This is a genomic window from Citrobacter freundii complex sp. CFNIH4 (assembly GCF_002934505.1).
Lineage (GTDB): Bacteria > Pseudomonadota > Gammaproteobacteria > Enterobacterales > Enterobacteriaceae > Citrobacter > Citrobacter freundii.
Genome location: NZ_CP026231.1, coordinates 3,617,538 through 3,638,300, shown reverse-complemented (window position 1 = coordinate 3,638,300; position 20,763 = coordinate 3,617,538). Strand labels below are relative to the sequence as shown.

The 20,763-nt window shown below is 53.1% G+C and carries 18 protein-coding genes; 8 read left to right on the top strand and 10 right to left on the bottom strand.

Annotated elements, in window-relative coordinates:
- Positions 1-79 precede the first annotated feature (79 nt).
- The 4 genes from C2U41_RS18645 (at position 80) to ftsP (ending at position 5,272) form a co-directional block, all read left to right on the top strand.
- The gene (locus C2U41_RS18645) at positions 80-478 is read left to right on the top strand and encodes a YgiW/YdeI family stress tolerance OB fold protein (protein WP_103848575.1); all 399 of its coding nucleotides are present in this window, start codon (positions 80-82) and stop codon (positions 476-478) included.
- Positions 479-596: 118 nt separating this feature from the next.
- Positions 597-2,855 (top strand): DNA topoisomerase IV subunit A, encoded by a 2,259-nt coding sequence (gene parC / locus C2U41_RS18640; RefSeq protein WP_003024543.1) that lies wholly within the window; start codon positions 597-599, stop codon positions 2,853-2,855.
- 195 nt (positions 2,856-3,050) lie between these two features.
- Complete coding sequence (plsC, locus tag C2U41_RS18635) at positions 3,051-3,788, top strand: 1-acylglycerol-3-phosphate O-acyltransferase (protein WP_003024540.1); 738 nt, start codon at positions 3,051-3,053, stop codon at positions 3,786-3,788.
- Between the two features lie 71 nt (positions 3,789-3,859).
- A complete protein-coding gene (gene ftsP, locus C2U41_RS18630) occupies positions 3,860-5,272 on the top strand; it encodes a cell division protein FtsP (protein ID WP_003024538.1) in 1,413 nt (470 codons plus the stop codon).
- Positions 5,273-5,288: 16 nt separating this feature from the next.
- On the opposite strand, the gene C2U41_RS18625 is transcribed toward ftsP, so the two are convergent.
- Positions 5,289-6,764 carry a TrkH family potassium uptake protein gene (locus C2U41_RS18625; protein WP_016150983.1) on the bottom strand — a complete coding sequence of 492 codons (1,476 nt, stop codon included), beginning with the start codon at positions 6,762-6,764 and terminating at the stop codon, positions 5,289-5,291.
- A gap of 199 nt (positions 6,765-6,963) precedes the next feature.
- On the opposite strand from C2U41_RS18625, the gene C2U41_RS18620 reads away from it, so the two are divergent.
- Positions 6,964-9,135 (top strand): YgiQ family radical SAM protein, encoded by a 2,172-nt coding sequence (locus C2U41_RS18620; RefSeq protein ID WP_003024532.1) that lies wholly within the window; start codon positions 6,964-6,966, stop codon positions 9,133-9,135.
- A 103-nt stretch (positions 9,136-9,238) separates the two neighbouring features.
- Here the strand turns inward: C2U41_RS18620 and C2U41_RS18615 are convergent, their stop codons facing one another.
- The 4 genes from C2U41_RS18615 to yqhD form a co-directional block, all read right to left on the bottom strand.
- On the bottom strand, positions 9,239-9,694 hold the full coding sequence (locus tag C2U41_RS18615) for an HIT family protein (RefSeq protein WP_003024529.1): 456 nt from the start codon (positions 9,692-9,694) through the stop codon (positions 9,239-9,241).
- 43 nt (positions 9,695-9,737) lie between these two features.
- Positions 9,738-11,192, bottom strand: coding sequence for a DASS family sodium-coupled anion symporter (locus C2U41_RS18610; RefSeq protein ID WP_103848576.1), 1,455 nt, complete (start codon positions 11,190-11,192; stop codon positions 9,738-9,740).
- 188 nt (positions 11,193-11,380) lie between these two features.
- Complete coding sequence (dkgA, locus tag C2U41_RS18605; protein ID WP_003024520.1) at positions 11,381-12,208, bottom strand: 2,5-didehydrogluconate reductase DkgA; 828 nt, start codon at positions 12,206-12,208, stop codon at positions 11,381-11,383.
- A gap of 104 nt (positions 12,209-12,312) precedes the next feature.
- Entirely contained in the window at positions 12,313-13,476 is a 1,164-nt protein-coding gene (yqhD, locus tag C2U41_RS18600; RefSeq protein WP_003838168.1) for an alcohol dehydrogenase, read from the bottom strand.
- A gap of 194 nt (positions 13,477-13,670) precedes the next feature.
- Between yqhD and C2U41_RS18595 the strand changes: the two genes are divergently transcribed.
- Positions 13,671-14,570, top strand: coding sequence for an AraC family transcriptional regulator (locus tag C2U41_RS18595; RefSeq protein WP_103848577.1), 900 nt, complete (start codon positions 13,671-13,673; stop codon positions 14,568-14,570).
- A gap of 73 nt (positions 14,571-14,643) precedes the next feature.
- Here C2U41_RS18595 and yghB read toward each other — a convergent pair whose 3' ends face one another.
- Entirely contained in the window at positions 14,644-15,303 is a 660-nt protein-coding gene (gene yghB / locus C2U41_RS18590) for a DedA family general envelope maintenance protein YghB (protein ID WP_103848578.1), read from the bottom strand.
- 131 nt (positions 15,304-15,434) lie between these two features.
- Positions 15,435-16,622, bottom strand: a complete 1,188-nt coding sequence (metC, locus tag C2U41_RS18585) for a cystathionine beta-lyase (RefSeq protein ID WP_003024509.1) — start codon at positions 16,620-16,622, stop codon at positions 15,435-15,437.
- Between the two features lie 250 nt (positions 16,623-16,872).
- On the opposite strand from metC, the gene exbB reads away from it, so the two are divergent.
- Together exbB and exbD are read left to right on the top strand one after the other, a co-directional pair.
- Complete coding sequence (gene exbB, locus C2U41_RS18575) at positions 16,873-17,607, top strand: tol-pal system-associated acyl-CoA thioesterase (RefSeq protein ID WP_103848579.1); 735 nt, start codon at positions 16,873-16,875, stop codon at positions 17,605-17,607.
- 6 nt (positions 17,608-17,613) lie between these two features.
- Positions 17,614-18,039, top strand: coding sequence for a TonB system transport protein ExbD (exbD, locus tag C2U41_RS18570; RefSeq protein WP_003024505.1), 426 nt, complete (start codon positions 17,614-17,616; stop codon positions 18,037-18,039).
- Between the two features lie 77 nt (positions 18,040-18,116).
- On the opposite strand, the gene C2U41_RS18565 is transcribed toward exbD, so the two are convergent.
- From C2U41_RS18565 to C2U41_RS18550, 3 genes are all read right to left on the bottom strand, one after another.
- Positions 18,117-18,473, bottom strand: coding sequence for a cytoplasmic protein (locus tag C2U41_RS18565; protein WP_103848580.1), 357 nt, complete (start codon positions 18,471-18,473; stop codon positions 18,117-18,119).
- A gap of 9 nt (positions 18,474-18,482) precedes the next feature.
- A protein-coding gene (locus tag C2U41_RS18560; protein WP_095033700.1) for an IS1-like element IS1B family transposase occupies positions 18,483-19,180 on the bottom strand; the annotation gives its coding sequence in 2 pieces (ribosomal slippage) (positions 18,483-18,931 and positions 18,931-19,180; 699 coding nt in all).
- A gap of 321 nt (positions 19,181-19,501) precedes the next feature.
- Entirely contained in the window at positions 19,502-20,746 is a 1,245-nt protein-coding gene (locus tag C2U41_RS18550) for a capsule biosynthesis protein (protein WP_032170153.1), read from the bottom strand.
- Positions 20,747-20,763: the final 17 nt, after the last annotated feature.

Genomic DNA, 20,763 nt, shown 5'->3' with positions numbered 1-20,763 from the left:
TATCTTTTTTTGCCTTAAGAAATTGTTAAGGATTAACTTATTTAATAGTCGTAAACCAACATGAAAGGGAGACATGACGATGAAAAAATTAGCTGCAATGGTTGCCGTAATGGCACTGTGTTCCGCACCTGTTCTGGCAGTTCAGCAGGGCGGCTTCTCTGGGCCAACGACAACCACTACGCAGAGCCAAAACGGCGGATTTGTCGGCCCTAACGGTAGCAGCACGACAGTAGAAAGCGCCAAATCACTGCGTGATGACACCTGGGTTACCCTGCGCGGGAACATCGTTGAGCGTATTTCCGACGACCTGTATGTGTTTAAAGATGCGACCGGCACAGTGAATGTGGATATCGACCACAAGCGCTGGAACGGCGTAACCGTCACACCGCAGGATGTGGTTGAAATCCAGGGTGAAGTGGATAAAGACTGGAACTCCGTTGAAATCGACGTGAAACAGATTACCAAAGTTGCTAAGTAATCCCCATCAGGGCCGCATTCGCGGCCCTTTTCTTTGTGACTCAACACGCCAGATAGGGTAGTATCTGCGGCAATATTGCCCTTCAATAGAGGGGTACAAAGTTGAGGAACCACGATTAATGAGCGATATGGCAGAGCGCCTGGCGCTGCATGAATTCACGGAAAACGCCTATCTGAACTATTCCATGTACGTCATCATGGACAGGGCGTTGCCGTTTATTGGCGATGGTTTGAAACCCGTTCAGCGTCGCATCGTGTACGCGATGTCCGAACTGGGGCTGAATGCCAGCGCCAAATTTAAAAAATCCGCCCGTACCGTCGGTGACGTGCTGGGTAAATACCATCCGCACGGCGACAGCGCCTGCTATGAAGCGATGGTGCTGATGGCGCAGCCGTTCTCTTACCGTTATCCGCTGGTTGACGGGCAGGGGAACTGGGGGGCGCCGGACGATCCGAAATCCTTCGCGGCGATGCGTTATACCGAATCCCGCCTGTCTAAATATGCGGAAGTCCTGCTGGGTGAACTCGGTCAGGGCACGTCGGACTGGGTGCCGAACTTCGATGGCACCATGCAGGAGCCGAAGATGCTGCCTGCGCGTCTGCCAAATATTCTGCTCAACGGTACGACCGGTATTGCCGTTGGTATGGCAACGGACATTCCGCCGCACAACCTGCGTGAAGTGGCAAAAGCAGCGATTACTCTGATTGAGCAGCCGAAAACGACGCTGGATCAGTTGCTGGATATCGTGCAGGGGCCGGATTACCCGACCGAAGCGGAGATCATTACCTCGCGCGCGGAGATTCGTAAGATTTACGAAAACGGACGCGGCTCCGTACGTATGCGTGCGGTATGGACGAAAGAAGACGGCGCGGTGGTGATTTCCGCGCTGCCGCATCAGGTTTCTGGGGCAAAAGTGCTTGAGCAGATCGCTGCTCAAATGCGCAATAAAAAGCTGCCGATGGTAGACGACCTGCGCGACGAATCGGATCACGAAAACCCGACTCGTCTGGTGATTGTCCCGCGCTCCAATCGCGTGGATATGGAGCAGGTGATGAACCACCTGTTTGCCACCACCGATCTGGAAAAAAGTTACCGCATCAACCTGAATATGATCGGTCTTGATGGTCGTCCGGCGGTGAAAAACCTGCTGGAGATCCTCACCGAATGGCTGGCGTTCCGCCGCGATACCGTGCGCCGCCGCCTGAATTATCGTCTGGAAAAAGTGCTCAAGCGCCTGCACATCCTTGAAGGCTTACTGGTGGCGTTCCTCAATATTGACGAAGTAATCGAAATTATTCGTCATGAAGATGAACCTAAGCCAGAGCTGATGTCGCGGTTTGGTATTTCTGAAACCCAGGCTGAAGCCATCCTTGAGCTGAAATTGCGCCATCTTGCCAAACTCGAAGAGATGAAAATCCGCGGCGAGCAGGATGAACTGGCGAAAGAGCGCGATCAGTTGCAGGCCATTCTGGCTTCTGAACGTAAAATGAATAACCTGCTGAAGAAAGAGCTGCAGGCTGACGCTGAGGCCTATGGCGACGATCGTCGTTCTCCGTTGCAGGAGCGCGAAGAAGCGAAGGCGATGAGCGAGCACGACATGCTGCCGTCTGAGCCGGTGACTATTGTGTTGTCCCAGAGTGGCTGGGTGCGTAGCGCGAAAGGCCACGACATCGATGCGCCGGGATTAAGCTATAAAGCGGGCGACAGCTTTAAGTCGGCAGTGAAGGGTAAGAGCAATCAGCCGGTGGTGTTCGTGGACTCGACCGGCCGCAGCTATGCCATCGATCCGATTACGCTGCCGTCGGCGCGCGGTCAGGGTGAACCGCTGACCGGGAAGCTCACTCTGCCGCCGGGCGCGACGGTTGAGCACATGCTGATGGAAGGCGATGATCAGAAACTGCTGATGGCATCGGATGCGGGCTATGGTTTTGTCTGCACCTTCAATGACCTGGTAGCACGTAACCGTGCAGGTAAGGCATTGATTACGCTGCCAGAGAATGCGCGTGTCATGCAGCCGGTGGTGATTGAAGATGAAACCGATATGCTGCTGGCGATTACTCAGGCTGGTCGCATGTTGATGTTCCCAGTGAGCGATTTACCGCAGTTGTCGAAAGGCAAAGGGAACAAGATCATTAATATCCCTTCAGCGGAAGCGGCGAAAGGCGAGGATGGTCTGGCGCAACTTTACGTGCTGCCGCCGCAGAGCACGCTGACTATCCACGTCGGTAAGCGCAAAATCAAACTGCGTCCCGAAGAGTTGCAGAAAGTGACCGGCGAGCGTGGCCGTCGCGGCACGCTAATGCGTGGTCTGCAGCGTATCGATAGCATTGAGATTGACTCGCCTCGACGCGCCAGTCACGGCGACAGCGAAGAATAACGCTACCGTCCGGCTCTCCCTGTTAAAGCCCAGGGAGAGCCAACGTTAAAAATTCCCGTGAAACCGTTGTTTATTCGTGCGTTGCGATTAACAATACGCTTTTCCAGAGAGCCGCCCTTAACAAAGCCCTAACCTGATACCGCGTGATGAATCAGGTGACGTAAAATGCCAGGCTCTTAGGCCTTAGAGGTTGTTATGCTATATATTTTTCGTTTAATTATTACTGTTATTTACTGCGTTCTGGTCTGTATTTTCGGTTGCATATACTGTCTGTTCAGCCCGCGAAATCCAAAACACGTTGCAACGTTCGGTCATATGTTTGGCCGCCTGGCTCCCCTTTATGGTCTGAAGGTCGAGTGCCGCATGCCGGCAGACGCGCAGAACTATGGTAATGCTATCTATATTTGTAACCATCAGAACAACTATGACATGGTTACTGCTGCGAATATCGTTCAACCGCCGACGGTGACGGTGGGTAAAAAAAGCCTGCTGTGGATCCCTTTCTTCGGGCAGCTGTACTGGTTAACCGGTAACCTGTTGATTGACAGAAATAACCGCGCAAAAGCGCACAGCACCATTGCTGCCGTGGTGAATCATTTCAAAAAACGCCGCATTTCTATCTGGATGTTCCCGGAAGGAACGCGTAGCCGCGGTCGCGGTCTGCTTCCGTTTAAAACCGGCGCGTTCCATGCAGCGATTGCTGCTGGTGTCCCGGTCATTCCGGTATGCGTTTCCACAACCTCGAACAAGATAAAATTAAACAGACTCAATAATGGTCTGGCGATTGTCGAGATGTTGCCGCCGGTGGATATTAGCCACTTTGGCAAAGATCAGGTTCGTGAACTGGCAGCACATTGCCGCACGTTGATGGAACAAAAAATCGCAGAGCTCGATAAAGAAGTTGCTGAGCGGGAAGCCGCCGGTAAGGTTTAATCCGCGCAATTCGGGTTTTTTACAGGAAATGACTTCCTGCGTGTTAATAGCCAGTTTTTTATGGAGTTTATATGTCATTCAGTCGGCGTCAGTTCATTCAGGCATCGGGGATCGCACTGTGTGCAGGTGCTGTTCCGCTGAAGGCTAATGCTGCCGGTCAGCAACAACCGTTACCTGTGCCTCCGCTGCTGGAATCCCGCCGGGGGCAGCCGCTATTTATGACGCTGCAACGTGCGCACTGGTCCTTTACACAAGGCACGCGCGCACCTGTCTGGGGAATTAACGGCCGCTACCTGGGACCGACAATTCGCGTCTGGAAAGGGGATGACGTCAAGCTTATCTACAGCAACCGTCTGACTGAGAATGTCTCGATGACCGTCGCCGGGTTACAGGTACCAGGCCCGCTGATGGGCGGCCCGGCGCGCATGATGTCCCCGAATGCTGACTGGGCGCCGGTGCTACCGATTCGCCAGAATGCCGCCACGTTGTGGTATCACGCCAATACGCCAAATCGTACTGCTCAGCAGGTCTATAACGGCCTTGCCGGGATGTGGCTGGTTGAAGATGAAGTGAGTAAATCACTGTCTATTCCCAACCACTATGGCGTGGATGATTTTCCGGTCATTATCCAGGACAAGCGGTTGGACAACTTTGGCACGCCGGAATACAGCGAGCCCGGCAGCGGTGGCTTTGTCGGTGATACGCTGCTTGTCAATGGGGCGCAAAGCCCGTATGTCGAAGTCTCCCGCGGCTGGGTGCGCTTGCGTTTACTGAACGCTTCAAACTCGCGTCGTTACCAGTTGCAAATGAGCGATGGCCGTGCGCTGCATGTGATTTCCAGCGATCAGGGCTTTTTACCTGCGCCCGTTTCGGTGAAACAGCTCTCGCTGGCGCCTGGCGAGCGTCGTGAGATCCTGGTGGATATGACGAACGGTAATGAGGTCTCTATCACCTGTGGCGAGGCAGCCAGTATTGTCGACAGGATCCGCGGGTTCTTTGAGCCTTCCAGTATTCTCATCTCCACGCTGGTGCTGACTCTGCGTCCAACGGGGCTTCTGCCGCTGGTGACTGACAGCCTGCCAATGCGCCTGCTGCCAACGGAAATCCTCAGCGGTTCGCCGATTCGCAGCCGTGATATCAGCCTGGACGATGACCCTGGCATCAACGGTCAGCTGTGGGACGTCAATCGTATGGATATTACCGCTCAGCAGGGCTCCTGGGAGCGCTGGACGGTGCGGGCGGATATGCCCCAGTCCTTCCATATTGAAGGCGTCTCGTTCCTGATCCGTAATGTGAATGGCGCGATGCCGTTCCCGGAAGACAGAGGCTGGAAAGATACCGTCTGGGTTGACGGCCAGGTTGAATTACTGGTTTATTACGGACAGCCTTCCTGGGCCCATTTCCCGTTCTACTTTAATAGCCAGACGCTGGAAATGGCAGATCGTGGCTCAATCGGACAGATGTTGGTGAACCCGGCGCCGTAATGCGCCGGGATTTCCGTTATGCCCGCCAGAACATGCGCGAGAACAGGATCAGAATGGGGTAAATCTCCAGACGCCCCATGATCATAGCCGCGCACATCAGTAGCTTTGCTTCCTCATTTAAGGTGCCAAATGTTGTGGCGGTGACGCCAAATCCTAGCCCCATATTGTTGATGCAGGCGGCGACGGTGGCAAAAGAGGAGAAGAGATCGTAGCCCATCAGATTGAGCGCCCAGATAAAAAAGCTGGTGAACAAAACGTAGAGAAAGAAAAAGCTCCATACCGAACGCACCACCCGGTCGCTTACCACGCTATTGCCCACTTTAATGTTCAGCAGGGCACGGGGATGCGCGAGCTGGTGTAACTCCTGACGGCACTGCTTGAACATAATCAAAAAACGCAGCACCTTAATCCCCCCGCAGGTCGATCCCACACAACCGCCGAAGAAACTGGCGCTGAGCAGCATGAAGATCGTGTGCGAAGGCCACTGCGCATAATCCGCCGTCGACAGGCCATTATCTGTCAGCATCGAACTTGCCAGAAAAAAAGCATGCACCAGGCTGTCCGTTAATCCGTACATGCCTGCCCGCCAAACTTGCCAGGTGGCGATCAGAGTGACAACCAACGCAATAAGCAAAAAGAAACGCAGTTCGGCATTACGACGAAAGGGTTTGAAGGTACGTTTCACGATAGCCACGTACCAGAGGGTGAAGTTAAACGCAGACAACAGGGAAAACACCCCAGCGACCAGCTCGATCGCATGGCTGTTATAGAAGCCGATGCTTTCACTGCGAGTGGAAAATCCGCCGAGAGAAACCGTCGACAGCCCGTGGCATAAGGCATCGAAGAACGACATCCCGGCAGCCCAGTAGGCCAGAGTACAGATTAGACCCAGAATGACATAGGTCAGCCACAGCGTACGTGCAGTATCAGCAAGTCTTGGCGTGAGTCGTTCTTCTTTGAAGGGACCCGGCATTTCAGACTGATACAGCTTCATGCCGCCGATACCCAAAAGCGGTAATACCGCCACGGCGAGGACAATAACACCCAGGCCACCAATAAAATTAAGCTGGGCCCGATAGTAGAGATACGACTTCGGCATCGCGCTGACGTCGCCAATTACCGTTGCGCCCGTGGTGGTAATCCCGGAAACCCCTTCAAACAGGGCATCCGCAAAGGAGAGGTTTAAGCCATCGTCCATCCACATCGGCATCGCGCTGATAAACGAAAACAACAGCCAGAACAGGACGATAATAACGAAACCATCTCGTGTTCGCAGTTGAATACCCGCATGTTTGGTTGCCAGCCACGCCCCGCCGCCGAGGGTGAAGAAAGTCATAAATGTGCTGAAAAAAGCGAACAAGCTCCGCTCTTTGTTTAACAAAGCGATGGTCATCGGTGGCAGCATAGAAAAGCTGTAGAGAAGAACCAGAAACCCACACAGGTGAACAACAACCCGTAGCTGGGAAATATGCAGTGAATCGTTGAGTCGCAATGAAAAATCCCCCGCCGAAAAAGAGTTATCTCAGCTGGCCGGCATGGTGTTAATTATGATTGATAAAAATGAGCGTCGTAAAATTTAACAATTTATATAACTTTCTACTGCCCTGGTTCAGACTCCACTTCATTTCTTGTCGACATACAGCGTATAATCCCCGGCCTTTGATTATTTTTTTACCATTTTTGGAAGCATTATGAGCGCAATATCCCTGATCCAGCCGGACAGAGACCTTTTCTCCTGGCCGCAGTACTGGGCTGCCTGTTTTGGCCCGGCACCGTTTTTGCCGATGTCACGCGACGAAATGGACCAACTAGGCTGGGATAGCTGCGACATCATTCTGGTTACCGGCGATGCATACGTCGATCATCCGAGCTTTGGCATGGCAATATGCGGTCGTATGCTGGAAGCGCAGGGCTTTCGTGTAGGGATTATCGCCCAGCCGGAGTGGAACAACAAAGACGATTTTATGCGTTTGGGTAAACCGAACCTGTTCTTTGGTGTGACCGCAGGCAACATGGACTCGATGATCAACCGTTACACCGCCGATCGCCGACTGCGCCATGACGATGCCTACACACCAGACAACGTAGCAGGTAAACGCCCGGACCGCGCCACGCTGGTCTATACCCAGCGTTGTAAAGAAGCATGGAAAGATGTGCCGGTTATTCTCGGCGGCATTGAGGCCAGCCTGCGCCGTACCGCGCACTATGACTACTGGTCTGATACCGTTCGTCGCTCTGTTCTGGTGGATTCCAAAGCCGACATGCTGATGTTCGGCAACGGCGAACGTCCGCTGGTAGAAGTGGCGCATCGTCTGGCGATGGGCGAAACCATCGATCAGATCCGCGACGTGCGTAACACCGCTATTATGGTTAAAGAAGCGCTGCCGGGCTGGAGTGGGGTGGATTCCACGCGTCTCGACACGCCGGGCAAGATTGATCCGATCCCGCATCCGTACGGCGAAGATCTGCCGTGTGCTGACAACAAACCGGTCGCACCGAAAAAGCAGGAAGCGAAAGCGGTAACCGTACAGCCGCCGCGTCCGAAACCGTGGGAAAAAACCTACGTGCTGCTGCCGTCCTTTGAAAAAGTGAAGGGCGATAAAGTGCTGTATGCGCATGCGTCGCGTATCCTGCACCACGAAACCAACCCTGGCTGCGCGCGTGCGCTGATGCAAAAGCACGGCGATCGCTACATCTGGATCAACCCGCCAGCCATTCCGCTGTCTACCGAAGAGATGGATAGCGTCTTTGCGCTGCCGTACAAGCGCGTGCCGCATCCGGCGTATGGCGACAGCCGCATTCCTGCCTATGAGATGATCCGTTTCTCGATCAACATTATGCGTGGCTGCTTTGGCGGCTGTTCGTTCTGTTCGATCACCGAGCACGAAGGCCGCATCATCCAGAGCCGCTCTGAAGACTCGATCATCAATGAAATCGAAGCCATTCGCGACACCGTTCCGGGCTTTACCGGCGTGATTTCCGACCTCGGCGGCCCAACGGCGAACATGTATATGCTGCGCTGTAAGTCACCGCGTGCGGAGCAGACCTGCCGTCGTCTGTCATGCGTCTACCCGGATATCTGTCCGCATATGGACACTAACCACGAACCGACGATTAACCTTTATCGCCGGGCGCGTGATTTGAAAGGCATTAAAAAGATCCTCATTGCTTCCGGTGTGCGCTATGACATCGCGGTTGAAGATCCGCGCTATATCAAAGAGCTGGCGACCCACCACGTTGGCGGCTATCTGAAGATTGCGCCAGAGCATACTGAAGAAGGTCCGCTGTCGAAGATGATGAAGCCGGGGATGGGCAGCTACGATCGCTTTAAGGAGTTGTTCGATACCTACTCTAAACAGGCGGGTAAAGAACAGTACCTAATCCCGTACTTCATCTCCGCGCACCCGGGTACGCGTGACGAGGATATGGTGAATCTGGCGCTGTGGCTGAAACAACGTCGTTTCCGTCTGGATCAGGTGCAGAACTTTTATCCATCGCCGCTGGCGAACTCCACAACCATGTATTACACCGGGAAAAACCCGTTGGGTAAAATTGGTTATAAGAGTGAAGACGTGGTGGTGCCGAAAGGTGATAAGCAGCGCCGTTTGCATAAAGCCCTGCTGCGTTACCACGATCCAGCTAACTGGCCGTTAATCCGCCAGGCGCTGGAAGACATGGGTAAAAAGCATCTGATCGGCGGTCGTCGTGAATGTCTGGTTCCGGCGCCTACGCTGGAAGAGATGCGCGAAGCACGTCGCCAGAATCGTCATACCCGTCCGGCGTTGACCAAGCACACCCCGGTGGCGCACCAGCGCCAGACCCCTGCCGCAAACAAAAAACGCGGGAAAGTAGCGGGACGTTAATTTGCTTTGCCCGGTGGTGAAATGCTTATCAGGCCTACGAATAGCACGATTTTGTAGGCCGGATAAGGTGCTTGCACCGCCATCCGGCAGAAATGCTCAGTATTTATGCCTCACGAATTCTGGCCGCTAATGCGGCCAGTTTTGCATCATCCGCCCGTTCATGATCGTGTGATGACAGATACCCTTCATATTGCTCGAAAAATTTGGTCTGCCGCGACTCAATCGGTTTCCAGTGAGTTAGATCGCCAGTGCCGTGCATGGGGCTTAATTTGCTGTGCACATGGTCTACGCCGAAACCTTCGAAGAACATCCCCGTACGACTGACATCCGGGAAAGCCTTATCCAGTTTCTTAGCCACTTTTTGGGTTGCCATCATCAGGTCAGCCAATGCCTGCGGCGGCATATCGAAGGCATAGCTGGGGTAATGCTTTTTCGGGATCACCACGGTAAAACCGTCGGTGTTCGGGAAAATTGACAGAAAAGCCAGATGGTGCTCGTCTTCCCAGACCTTATGGCAGGGTGCTTTACCTTCAACAATTTGACAGAAAATACAGGTCATTCCTTTTCTCCGTAGGTAAGGTATTCGTCAGGACGCAGTCAGTTTAGTACAGACCCAACACCTTCCACCACATTAGACCCACGGTAATAAAGACCGCCTGATTAAACAGGCTGATGATAAATCCTGTGCGCCACCAGACGCCCGTTGGAACGTACCCGGCACCAAACAGGATTGGACCGCGAGCGTGGGTGTACTGGGTGAGCGAGCAGTACAAACTGCTGGTGAAGGCCAGCATTAACGCCGTGGGGGCTGCGGGGATATTCAGATGCAGTCCGACGCCGAGGAAAACGGCGTACAGCGCGGCAATCTGTGCATTACCGCTGGCAAAAAAGTAGTGGGTATAGAAGTAGGCGGCATTCAGCAGCAACAGGACGATCACCCAACTGGTACCGTGCATAGTACTGCTCAGGCTATCGCCGATCAGATTGCCAAACCAGGTAGTGAAACCTAGTTTTTTCAGCTGGTTCGCCATCATCAGCAGTGCGGCAAACCAAATCAGCGTGTCCCATGCGCCTTTCTCGCTTTTCACATCTTCCCAGCTCAGAACGCCGCTTAGCAATAAAATGGACAGTCCCACGAACGAGGCTGTAGTGGCGTCGACGCCTAACGTATCGCCAAAAATCCACAGCACCAGCAGTACGCCGACGGTAACCAGCATTAGCCATTCGCCGCGAGACATACTGCCCATTTCCGCCAGCTCTTTGCGCGCCAGGTTCGGGGCATCCGGCGTGTGCTTTATTTCCGGGCGCACGATCCAGTAGACCAGCAGTGGAACCAGCAGTAAGGACACAAGGCATGGCAGCAGCGCCGCCATAAACCAGCTGCCCCAGGTCAGCGTGACGCCCGCATTGGCCGCCAACTTCACCGCCAACAGGTTGCCGGTATAACCGGTCATAAAGAGCGCGGCGGTGACGTCGTTGACGTTGCCAATGCAGGTGATAAGAAAGGTACCGATTTTACTGCGGGACTCATCTTCCGGGTTCGAATGGAAACTGCGTGCCAGAGAGTCGGCAATCGGATAGATGACGCCGCCGCAGCGTGCTGTATTACTCGGCATTGCCGGGGAGAGGATCAGATCGGCAAAAGCCAGACCATAGGCGAGTCCCAGCGTGCGCTTGCCGAGCAGACGGATCATCTGCAGCGCAATGCGTCGTCCGAGGCCAGTTTTGATAAAACCGCGGGCAATCATAAAAGCCACGACGATAAGCCAGATAAGTGAACTGTTCAGTTCGCTTAGCGCTGTGGTGATAGCGCCGCTGGCGGTTTTATCCCCGGCCGCATAGGCGAGTGCAAAAACCGTAATCCCAATAATGCCGACCGCGCCGATGGGTAAAACTTTTGCCACGATAGAAGCAATCGTCGCAACGAAGATAATTGCCGAATGCCAGGCTGGCGCACTTAACCCGGATGGAGGGGTAAGTTGCCACAGCCCGGCAGAAATGAATGTTATAAAAATTAATGGGAGCCATTTGACTCCGCTACCTTTTTTCTCAGTCACGGTTACGCACCTATGGATATGGTGAATACATTCATCAAATAAATATATTTATTTGATAATTAACAGGTTATGTTGCGCAATGCTGCTCCAGTGACTGCAAGAAATACAACAATATATGTGCGTGAATTGTTTCCTGATATTTCAAATCAGTAAAGGCCCGACGAGAGTGTCGGGCTGGAGGGAAGGGGTTAACCGCCGAACTGGTCCGGGTCTGGCCCCAGACGCTTGCCCTGATCGAGTTTCGCGATTTCGCCTAATTCATCTTTATCCAGGCGGAAGTCCCAGACGTTAAAGTTTTCTGCGATACGCGCAGGGGTGACCGATTTCGGAATCACCACCAGGCCGCTATCCAGATGCCAGCGGATGACAATCTGCGCCGGTGATTTGCCATATTTCTCTGCGAGGTCACGGATTATCTTTTGATCGAAGACGTCTTTGCCGCCCTGCGCCAGCGGGCTCCAGGATTCGGTCTGGATTTTATGTGTGGCGTTCCAGGCGTGCAGCTGGCGCTGCTGCATGAGCGGGTGAAGTTCTATCTGATTAATCACCGGAGGTACGCCGGTTTCATCCATCAGCCGCTGGAGATGGTTGATCTGAAAGTTGCACACGCCGATGCTCTTAATCAGCCCTTCTTTTTGCAGGTCGATCATGTTTTCCCACGCTTCAACGTAGTGGTCGATCGCCGGAACTGGCCAGTGCATCAGGTACAGATCGAGGTAATCAAGCTGGAGTTTCTCCATGCTTTCGAGCAAGGCTTCCCGGGGGCGTTTCTGGTCATCATTCCACAGCTTGGTGGTAATGAATAACTCTTCCCGTGGCACGCCTGCGTCACGTATTGCTTTGCCGACACCTTCTTCGTTTTTGTACGCTGCCGCGGTATCAATTGAGCGATACCCCACTTCCAGCGCTTTATGAATGGCAGTGATGACTTCTTCGTTGCTTGCCTTCCAGACCCCCAGGCCCAGTTGCGGCATGACATTACCATCCTGTAGTTTGATAATGGTTGGAGTGGTCATAATTCCTCCCCTTAATGACTGTCACCGGAACATACTCCGGTGACATAGGTGTGACTTAAGTCTGGTATAAATACCCAAAAACGAAAGGCGGAGGTTAAAAAACCTTAGCGGGCAGCTTCGTAAATCCGACGGCTGACCTCAAGCGTAATGTCCTGATGTTCGCCCAGTTTCGTACCGCCATGCGCTTGCAGTTTTTCCAGCAGCGCCGGGATGGAGCTACCGTCCAGACCGTAGTCAGACAGGCGAGTCGGTACGCCCATTTGTTCGAAGAAAGCACGGGTTGCGGCAATGGCGGCGTCGATGCGCTGGTCATCGCTTCCTTCGGTGATATTCCAGATACGCTCTGCGTATTGCAGCAGTTTGGCACGCTTGGTATCACGTTTTTCATTCCACAGCGCAGGCAGAACGATGGCCAGTGTTTGAGCATGATCCAGACCGTGCATTGCAGTCAGCTCATGGCCCAGCATATGCGTTGCCCAGTCCTGCGGTACCCCTGCGCCAATCAGACCGTTCAGCGCCTGGGTTGCCGCCCACATGACGTTCGCACGCACGTTGTAGTTTTCCGGTTCCTGCAAGGCTTTCGGACCTTCTTCTACCAGTGTGAGCAGAATGCCTTCGGCAAAGCGATCCTGAATTTTCCCGTCGACCGGATAAGTCACATACTGCTCAACGGTATGAACGAACGCATCCACGACGCCGTTTGCAACCTGACGTGGCGGCAGGGTGTAGGTGTAAACCGGATCCAGTACGGCAAATACTGGCTGCACAAACGGGGTCATAAAGGCCAGTTTATCGCCGGTGGTTTTACGCGAAATTACCGCGCCGGAGTTAGATTCAGAGCCGGTTGCAGGCAGGGTTAATACGGAGCCCATCGGGATGGCACTTGTTACGTCGTTGCCGTGGGTTTCCAGAATACGCCATGGATCGATGCCGTCAGCGTACTGTGCAGCAGCCGCGATGAATTTGGTGCCGTCCAGCACGGAACCGCCGCCTACTGCCAGCAGAAACGTCACTTTCTCATCACGCACGATTTTTACCGCGTTCATCAGCGTTTCATAAGATGGGTTTGGCTCGATACCGCCAAACTCCAGCACGTCCAGACCTTTCAGCGCGTCCTGAACTTGTGCCAGGACACCTGTTTTTTTCACGCTGCCGCCGCCGTAAGTAACCAGTACGCGAGCGTCCTGAGGAATTTGATCGCGCAGCTCAGCAATCGCGCCTTTACCAAACAAAATACGTGTTGGGGTATGGAGATTAAAGTTGTTCATTGCTCGTTCCCTTTGGTGGGTAATAAAAGAGGGCAGGAGAGTGTCTGCCGGATGATGAACATTGTGGTCGCCCGCCGCGCTGCTCTCAATGCTCATTTCTGCCGATGTCTTGCCCATTTCTACAGACTGCTGGAGAAAACGGATAAATCTGCGCATTATGACAGGGTCGAAAAACGATAATGAAATGGTGCCCCATGAACCGTGATGAGATCTGCCTTCTGCTGACAGATAAAATTAAGCATCTGAAAAACAATGAAAATAAACTTAGCGAACTGCTGCCAGATGTCCGCCTGCTACACGGTACGGAGCCGGCGGCGCGTACACCAGTCATGTATCAGCCAGGCATCATATTTCTCTTTTCGGGACATAAAATTGGTTACATTAATGAGCGCGTATTTCGCTATGACGCCAACGAATACCTGCTGCTAACCGTACCTTTACCCTTCGAATGTGAAACGTATGCGACGCCGGAGATTCCTCTGGCCGGTATTTACCTGAATGTCGATATCCTGCAATTGCAGGAGCTGTTGATGGACATTGGGGAAGACGAGCTGTTCCAGCCCGCTATGGCTGCCAGTGGGATTAACTCTGCGATGCTCTCAGACGAAATTCTCTGTGCTGCTGAGCGCCTGCTGGATGTGATGGAGCGACCGCTGGATGCGCGTATTCTGGGTAAACAGATCATTCGCGAAATCCTCTACCATGTGCTGACCGGGCCGCGTGGTGGCGCGTTACTTGCGCTGGTAAGTCGCCAGACGCATTTCAGTTTGATAAGCCGGGTACTCAAGCGGATTGAAACCAAATACACCGAAAACCTCAATGTAGAACAGCTGGCGGCAGAGGCGAACATGAGCGTATCGGCGTTTCATCATAATTTTAAAGCGGTGACCAGTACCTCGCCGCTGCAATATCTGAAGAGCTATCGCCTGCATAAAGCACGGATGATGATGATCCACGATGGAATGAAGGCCAGTGCGGCTGCAATGCGCGTCGGCTATGAGAGCGCATCGCAATTCAGTCGGGAGTTCAAACGTTTCTTTGGCGTAACGCCGGGGGAAGATGCGGCAAGAATTCGTATGATGCAGGGGAGTTGATTTCTTGTCGGCTTTAAAGCTAGCTGTGCGCCATCAATGAAATGCCGGAGTGACTCCGGCATACGGCTAATACTCAGGCGCTACAGTATTTTTTTTTAATCACCACGAACAGCGTTCCCAACAGACCTGCGGTTAACAGGGCAATCGGCAGGATCATTAAAAAGGTCATCACCTGATCTTCATGACGTTTGACGAACGGGATCATACTCAGCGCATAGCCGAAACTGGTAACGACGGTGACCCACAGCAGTCCGCTCAGCCAGTTAAAAAACTGGAACCGACGGTTAGGAAGCCCTGAAATGCCCGCCATCGTTGGCAGCAAGGTACGGACGAACGCCAGGAAACGCCCGGCAAGCAGCGCCATCAACCCGTGTTGGTCAAACATGCAGGTAGCGCGTTGATGGTATTTTTCAGGTAATTGCGCCAGCCAGCCTTTCACCGTGCGCGTGTTGCCCAGCCAGCGTCCCTGAATGTAGCTCAGCCAGCAGCCCAGACTGGCTGCGGCAGTCAGAATAGCTATGGTAGGTAAAAAACTCATCACATCCTGAGCGATCAGCGCTCCTGCCAGTAATAACAGGCTGTCTCCGGGTAAAAAGGAGGCGGGCAGCAGGCCATTTTCTAAAAACAGTGTGGTGAACATGACGAAGTACACCACGCTCACAACGTGCGGATCCGCCAGTGCGGCAAAATCGTGTTGCCAGAGCGCGGAGACAATATCTTGAATGACTACCATGGACTTTCCTGTGGAACAGCGTTTATATGTGGATTGTACTCCTGAATTGCCCGGGATGCCTTGATCCCGGACGCAACAATTGCAGACTTTTCCACCAGAAGTGTCTGCATATATGTCCATCTGTGGCAATTTTACTCGATTCGGGCAAATCCTGCGGCCAAATCGGCAATCAGATCGTCAACATTCTCTAAACCAATATGTAAACGGATGAGCGTTCCGCTGAAGTCAACCTCGCCTTGCGGACGGATTGCCGCAATGTGCTCCGGCTGGTTGGCGAGAATCAGCGACTCAAAACCGCCCCAGGAGTAGGCCATGCTGAACAGGCTGAAGTGATCCAGATACGCGGCCAGCTCCTCATTATTGAGTTTCTTATTCAATACAAAGGAGAACAGGCCGCTGCTGCCGGTGAAATCACGCTTCCAGAATTCATGCCCTTTACTGCCGGGCAGTGCCGGGTGGTTCACGCGGGCGACCTGCGGATGGCTGGCCAGCCACTCGGCGACCTTTAAGCTGCTTTCATGGTGCTGACGCAGGCGCACACTCAGCGTACGCAGCCCACGACTGGTCATATAGGCGGTATCGGCGTCCAGCATTTGCCCCATCAGATACGCATTTTCGCGAAGTTGATCCCAGCAGCGGGCGTTAGATACCGCCGTGCCGACCATGCCGTCGGAATGGCCAATCAGATATTTGGTGCCTGCCTGAATAGAAATATCGATACCAAAATCCAGCGCTTTGAACAGCACCCCGGCAGCCCAGGTGTTATCAATCATGATGATTGCGTCAGGTGCTACGCTTCTGACTGCGGCAACAATAGCCGGAACATCATGCACTTCCATGGTGACAGAACCGGGCGACTCCAGAAATACGACTTTGGTGTTCGGCTGCATGTGCTTCACAATATCGGCGCCAATCAGCGGATCGAACCAGCCGGTGGACACGCCAAGCTTGCCGAGAATTTTGGTGCAGAAATCCTGACTGGGTTCATAGGCGGTATTGGTCATCAACACATGATCGCCTTGCTCCACAAAAGCGAGGATGGTGTTGGCAACGGCAGCCGCACCGCAAGGGAACAAGGCGCAACCCGCGCCGCCTTCCAGTTCGCACATCGCTTCCTGCAGAGAGAAATGCGTCAGGGTTCCGCGACGTCCATAGAAAAGCGCACCGTTGGCACGGTTGTGTGTGGCCTGCTTTTTGGCCTCCACGGTGTCAAACACCAGCGAAGAAGCACGCTGGATCACGCTATTTACCGAGCCCAGCGTGTATTTTTTACTGCGTCCTGCGTGAACGAGCTTGGTTTCAAGTTGCTTATCTGCCATGTTGTCTTACCTGTTTTTATACGTCTGGATGTCTAAACTACCATGAATCAAAGATGACGCATCCTGCAGAACGGTCATACAGTAGAAAATAATCTCAAAATGCTTCTGGTGACTTTTTTACTGCGTAAGCGCAAGGAAAAGAAACCAAAGGTGCGGCAATATGTAAATAGTAATGAGAACGACTATCAATTCGACGTCTTTTTGATATCATTACGCTCAGATTTTGTGATTTGCGTCCTGGAGATACAGAGTGGGTAATAATTTGATGCAGACGGATCTTTCCGTCTGGGGTATGTATCAGCACGCCGATATCGTGGTTAAGTGCGTGATGATTGGGCTGATTTTGGCGTCAGTGGTCACCTGGGCTATCTTCTTTAGTAAGAGCCTTGAGTTCTTTACTCAGAAACGCCGCCTTAAGCGTGAACAGCAACTGCTGGCGGAAGCCCGCTCTTTAGATCTGGCAAGTGAGATTGCCGCAGGATTCGATGGCAAAAGCCTGGGCGCACAGTTGATTAACGAAGCGCAAAACGAGCTGGAACTGTCAGAAGGCAGTGACGATAACGAAGGCATTAAAGAGCGTACCGGCTTCCGTCTGGAGCGTCGTGTGGCGGCGGTAGGTCGTCATATGGGACGTGGTAACGGATACCTGGCCACCATCGGGGCTATCTCTCCATTCGTCGGTCTGTTCGGTACCGTATGGGGCATCATGAATAGCTTCATCGGGATTGCACAAACTCAAACGACCAACCTGGCCGTTGTTGCGCCGGGTATTGCAGAAGCGCTGTTAGCGACCGCAATTGGTCTGGTCGCAGCAATTCCAGCGGTTGTTATCTACAACATTTTCGCACGTCAGATTGGCAGCTATAAAGCGATGCTGGGTGACGTCGCGGCACAGGTGCTGTTACTGCAAAGTCGCGATCTGGACCTGAACGCAAGCGCATCCGCGCATCCGGTACGTGCAGCGCAGAAATTACGTGTAGGATAATGTTCCATGGCAATGAGCTTTAATGAAAACCTGGACGATAACGGTGAAATGCATGAAATCAACGTGACGCCGTTTATCGACGTTATGTTGGTTTTATTGATCATTTTTATGGTGGCCGCACCGTTAGCAACGGTGGATGTGAAAGTGAATCTTCCTGCCTCCACCAGCACGCCGCAGCCGCGTCCGGAAAAACCGGTTTACCTGTCTGTTAAAGCCGATAAAAGTATGTTTATTGGCAACAATCAGGTGACGGATGACACCATGATTAGCGAGTTAAATGCACTGACAGATGGGAAGAAAGACACCACCATTTTCTTCCGGGCAGATAAAACCGTTGATTATGAAACCATGATGAAGGTTATGGATACGCTGCATCAGGCGGGCTTCCTGAAGATTGGTCTGGTTGGCGAAGAGACTGTGAAAGCGAAGTAATCCTCCTCATTGCCGGGTAATGGTTGCCGCCTTACCCGGCGTGCATCTCCTGATTCAACTCTCTCGCATACCTGTTCTTATCTGTTCTCGTCTAACGCGACCGTGGTTATCCTGGTGGGTTCGTAGTTCCCTTCAGACAGCTTTCGTGTCAGGCGTAAGGTGGCTGTTTCCCGCGCGAGTATATGCTGGTAGGTGCTTTCCAGTCGGGCCATGATTTTGTCCCGCAGTTCTGGTTGCTGCTCCATAATGGCTTCGATCGCGGCACCGTAGATCTCTTCTTTAGCCTGTAGCGTGTAAATTTCACGCCGATTTTGCCATTTCATCCGCACCAGTGCAGCGGGAATAGAGACTATCTCCTGAGCAACGCTTTCCAGCGTCGCGTTTTTATTGGCAATTAACACGGCTAGATTTTGCTTTAAGACAAACTCGGTAATGACTCCAACTTATTGATAGTGTTTTATGTTCAGATAATGCCCGATGACTTTGTCATGCAGCTCCACCGATTTTGAGAACGACAGCGACTTCCGTCCCAGCCGTGCCAGGTGCTGCCTCAGATTCAGGTTATGCCGCTCAATTCGCTGCGTATATCGCTTGCTGATTACGTGCAGCTTTCCCTTCAGGCGGGATTCATACAGCGGCCAGCCATCCGTCATCCATATCACCACGTCAAAGGGTGACAGCAGGCTCATAAGACGCCCCAGCGTCGCCATAGTGCGTTCACCGAATACGTGCGCAACAACCGTCTTCCGGAGCCTGTCATACGCGTAAAACAGCCAGCGCTGGCGCGATTTAGCCCCGACGTATCCCCACTGTTCGTCCATTTCCGCGCAGACGATGACGTCACTGCCCGGCTGTATGCGCGAGGTTACCGACTGCGGCCTGAGTTTTTTAAATGGCGGAAAATCGTGTTGAGGCCAACGCCCATAATGCGGGCGGTTGCCCGGCATCCAACGCCATTCATGGCCATATCAATGATTTTCTGGTGCGTACCGGGTTGAGAAGCGGTGTAAGTGAACTGCAGTTGCCATGTTTTACGGCAGTGAGAGCAGAGATAGCGCTGATGTCCGGCGGTGCTTTTGCCGTTACGCACCACCCCGTCAGTAGCTGAACAGGAGGGACAGCTGATAGAAACAGAAGCCACTGGAGCACCTCAAAAACACCATCATACACTAAATCAGTAAGTTGGCAGCATCACCTGAAGCTCCAGCAGAATATCAACCAACCTTTCAGCCGAGCGACTCCTGGTCGGAATTGTCATATTAGCTTTCCTGTTATTTAAGCCATTGCTGTGAATTATGCCGGTGCGGCTGACAAAATATGTCAGTGCAAAATTCGGCATGAAAATTTGTCTTAGGTTATAACGGCAAAATTTGGGATAAACATTAGGGATTTTTACAACGGAGGGATAAAAGCGCGGAGTCGATCGGATCCGCCGGGGTAATTTCCCCGGCGTAGTGAGGCATTATCGTTCGAGTTCAGAATCGGCAAGCGGTGCCGGCAGAGGGACTTCCGTCGGGATGTTGAGCCAGTCGGACTTGCCGTAAAAGACGGCGTTGATCTGCGTGTGATAGAGCAGGTGGGTCCGAAAACGCTGGAATAACTTTTTATCGGGAGCGAAATCCGCCTGCCAGAACTGGTTTAGCGGCCCCTGCCAGGTTAATCCTTCGATGTCGTACAGCGCTTTGCCCATCACCTTGAGCGGCTTGTTGTGGATCAGCGCCGACAGGCCGGCGGTGCTGTTGACGGTGATCACCCCCCGGGTGTGGGTCAGCAGGGCGGGCAGGGAGAGATCGTGGACGTAGATCACCCGGCCCGTAATGCCGTACTTTTCGGTCAGCTTGTTGATCAGGGTGCCGTAATAGCGGTGACCACGATCCATCGGGTGATGCTTGAACACCAGATGGCGCTCTTTTGACGCATGGCGGGCAAAGGAGCGGATCACGGTTTCAATATAGTCACGTACGTCTTTATAGGGGCTGTGGTGAATAATCTGGCTGTCGTTGTAGACCTGCAAAATCGCCAGGTAGTACTCGTTATCCAGCGCGCCGGTAATATGGCTCAGCATATGGCGCTGCTGCCAGCGGTACCACAGTTTACGGCGACCGGCGCGGAACCAGCACTGCATCTCGTACCACGGAGAGAACGACTTGTGGTGACGGTAGCCCCGGTAGCGATGGCGGCCAAACCAGCCCGCCGCATAGTAGAGCATGGCATGGGCGGCACGGTTAAAGGCGCTCGGTTTCCACGGCGTCGGGGTTTTCACCTCCGGCAGCGGCTGTTCGCGATAATACTTCGCATCGATGGGCATCGAGGAGAAGGCGTTCACGCCCCCTTTTTCCAGGGTGATGTAGAACGGCCTGAAATAGCCCTCTTCAAACGCCAGGAAATCGATGGCTTTGCTGCGCGCCCACTTCTTCGCTTCGATGTGCATCGGACGGCAGTCACCAAAGCAGACGATGGTATCGAAGGGGTAGGTTTTGTGTAACTCGCGCAGCCAGAAGGCAAAATTTTTCACTGAGCCGGTGTAATGCAGCGCGGTCTCTTTCGCGGCATACCATGAGTCTCCGGCATTGAAGCAGACCTGCTTCACTTCACGGTGGCTGCTCTGCAGCCAGCTTGCCAGACGTGAAAAGCAGGGGCCCATCGGTCCTTGTAGTAAAAGATATCGACGGCCATTCAGCAGATGGCGAATAGCTTGCTCTTCCATTATTTTTCCCAGATCGA

What these genes read in the sequence shown, in the direction of transcription:
- C2U41_RS18645 (WP_103848575.1), top strand. Translation starts at nt 80, where the DNA reads ATGAAAAAATTAGCTGCAATGGTTGCCGTAATGGCACTGTGTTCCGCA.
- parC (WP_003024543.1), top strand. Translation starts at nt 597, where the DNA reads ATGAGCGATATGGCAGAGCGCCTGGCGCTGCATGAATTCACGGAAAAC.
- plsC (WP_003024540.1), top strand. Translation starts at nt 3,051, where the DNA reads ATGCTATATATTTTTCGTTTAATTATTACTGTTATTTACTGCGTTCTG.
- ftsP (WP_003024538.1), top strand. Translation starts at nt 3,860, where the DNA reads ATGTCATTCAGTCGGCGTCAGTTCATTCAGGCATCGGGGATCGCACTG.
- C2U41_RS18620 (WP_003024532.1), top strand. Translation starts at nt 6,964, where the DNA reads ATGAGCGCAATATCCCTGATCCAGCCGGACAGAGACCTTTTCTCCTGG.
- C2U41_RS18615 (WP_003024529.1), bottom strand. Translation starts at nt 9,694, where the DNA reads ATGACCTGTATTTTCTGTCAAATTGTTGAAGGTAAAGCACCCTGCCAT.
- dkgA (WP_003024520.1), bottom strand. Translation starts at nt 12,208, where the DNA reads ATGACCACTCCAACCATTATCAAACTACAGGATGGTAATGTCATGCCG.
- yqhD (WP_003838168.1), bottom strand. Translation starts at nt 13,476, where the DNA reads ATGAACAACTTTAATCTCCATACCCCAACACGTATTTTGTTTGGTAAA.
- C2U41_RS18595 (WP_103848577.1), top strand. Translation starts at nt 13,671, where the DNA reads ATGAACCGTGATGAGATCTGCCTTCTGCTGACAGATAAAATTAAGCAT.
- yghB (WP_103848578.1), bottom strand. Translation starts at nt 15,303, where the DNA reads ATGGTAGTCATTCAAGATATTGTCTCCGCGCTCTGGCAACACGATTTT.
- metC (WP_003024509.1), bottom strand. Translation starts at nt 16,622, where the DNA reads ATGGCAGATAAGCAACTTGAAACCAAGCTCGTTCACGCAGGACGCAGT.
- exbD (WP_003024505.1), top strand. Translation starts at nt 17,614, where the DNA reads ATGGCAATGAGCTTTAATGAAAACCTGGACGATAACGGTGAAATGCAT.
- C2U41_RS18550 (WP_032170153.1), bottom strand. Translation starts at nt 20,746, where the DNA reads ATGGAAGAGCAAGCTATTCGCCATCTGCTGAATGGCCGTCGATATCTT.